Here is a 1752-nt window from a genome sequence, read left to right as displayed (position 1 = left end):
ATCTCAGAAAATCGTGTCGAATGGAATATGATAGATTATGCAATACAACAAATCGGAGCTGTTGTCGTAGCAATTTATCCTAATATTTCGGACAATGATTATGAATATATTTTTAGCGATTCCGCTATAAAAGTATGCTTTACAAGTAATCTTGATCTATATACACGTATCAATCAACTCAAAATAAAATTACCTTCATTAGAGCAATTATACTCGATTGATGAATTTCAAAATACAGAAAGTTGGAATGTGTTGATTGAAAAAGGTAAAACAATCCAACAAGATGAAATAGAAAAATGTGCAGTAAATGTAAAGCACGAAGATTTAGCTTTTTTAATCTATACATCAGGAACAACGGGAAATCCGAAAGGCGTGATGTTGTCGCACAAAAATATTCTTGCAGATGTTATTGCTTGCGAATATTCAACACCACTTGATCCATATGATCGTGCTTTGACGTTTTTGCCTGCTTGCCATGCGTATGAACGAACAATTCAATATTTATATGTTTATATGGGGATTTCAATTTATTTTGCTGAATCTATGGATAAAATAGGTGATAATTTAAAGGAAATAAAACCACATATGATAACGGCTGTTCCTCGTGTGATTGAAAAAGTTTATGAAAAAATTATGCAAACTGGTGCACAATTACCTGGAATTAAACATAAAATTTTTAATTGGGCTGTAAAGGTCGCTGAAGAATTTGTGCTAGAGGAAAATCAACGTTCTGCAATTTATAATTTGAAATTAGCTATTGCAAGAAAATTAGTTTTACACAAATGGTACGAGGGTCTTGGTGGAGAATTAAAGGCAATTGTTACTGGAAGTGCAGCGATTCAACAACGAATTGTTCGCGTATTTTTAGCAGCCGAAATTCCAATTTATGAAGGTTATGGATTGACAGAAGCTTCGCCAGTAATTGCGGTGAATTGTTTTCGTCGAGGAAAAAAGATAGGCACTGTTGGACCACCGTTGAAAGGTGTTGAAGTAAAATTGGCCGATGATGGTGAGATTTTGGTTCGAGGTGATATTGTGATGATGGGATATCATAATTTACCAGATAAAACTGCAGAGGAAATTAAAGAAGGATGGTTGTATACAGGTGATATTGGAGAATGGGTAGAACATAAATTTTTGAAAATAGTTGATCGAAAAAAGGAAATGTATAAAACTTCTGGAGGTAAATATATAGTTCCTCAACAAATTGAAATGAAAATGGTAGAATCGCCATTCATAGAGCAATTGATGGTTGTTGGAGAAGGAGAGAAGTTTCCTGGTGCTTTTGTAGTTCCGAGTTATACAAATCTCAAAAAATGGGCGCAGTCAAATGCTCCTGAAATTGTAAATCTTCCTCATGATGAATTTCAGAAAAACGATTTTATCAAAAAGAAATTAGAAGATGAAATCAATCAACTGAATAATCATTTTGGTCATTGGGAGCAAATTAAAAAGATTGCGGTTATTCCAAATGAAATGACTGTGGAAGGAGGTGAATTAACTCCAACGCTAAAATTTAAACGTAAAATTATTTTAGAAAAATATAAAAAACAATACCAAGAAATTTTTGGATAATTAAAAAGAGTCTCGCTTTTGGGACTCTTTTATTATAACCTTTAATTAAGATTAAATTCTATATTTTTGTAAAAACAAAATCAGTTGAATTCAGTCAAAGTTTACGCAAAACAAACAAGTAATTGGGGATTATTATTCGGTAGTCTTTTATTCTTTTCTTGCTCAATATATTTATTT

1 protein-coding gene is annotated in these 1752 nt (G+C 32.2%); it reads left to right on the top strand.

The genetic code is table 11. From position 1 onward, the window contains the following. Nucleotides 1-1575 (top strand): long-chain fatty acid--CoA ligase (locus tag Q0616_RS05970; RefSeq protein ID WP_298775791.1); only part of this gene is annotated, 1575 nt, incomplete at its 5' end. Between the last annotated feature and the right edge of the window lie 177 nt (nucleotides 1576-1752).

The organism is uncultured Empedobacter sp. (assembly GCF_937930195.1).
Classification (GTDB): Bacteria; Bacteroidota; Bacteroidia; order Flavobacteriales; family Weeksellaceae; genus Empedobacter; species Empedobacter stercoris.
The sequence above is the reverse complement of the archived record's forward strand: the minus strand, read 5'-3'. Positions and strand labels throughout refer to the sequence as shown.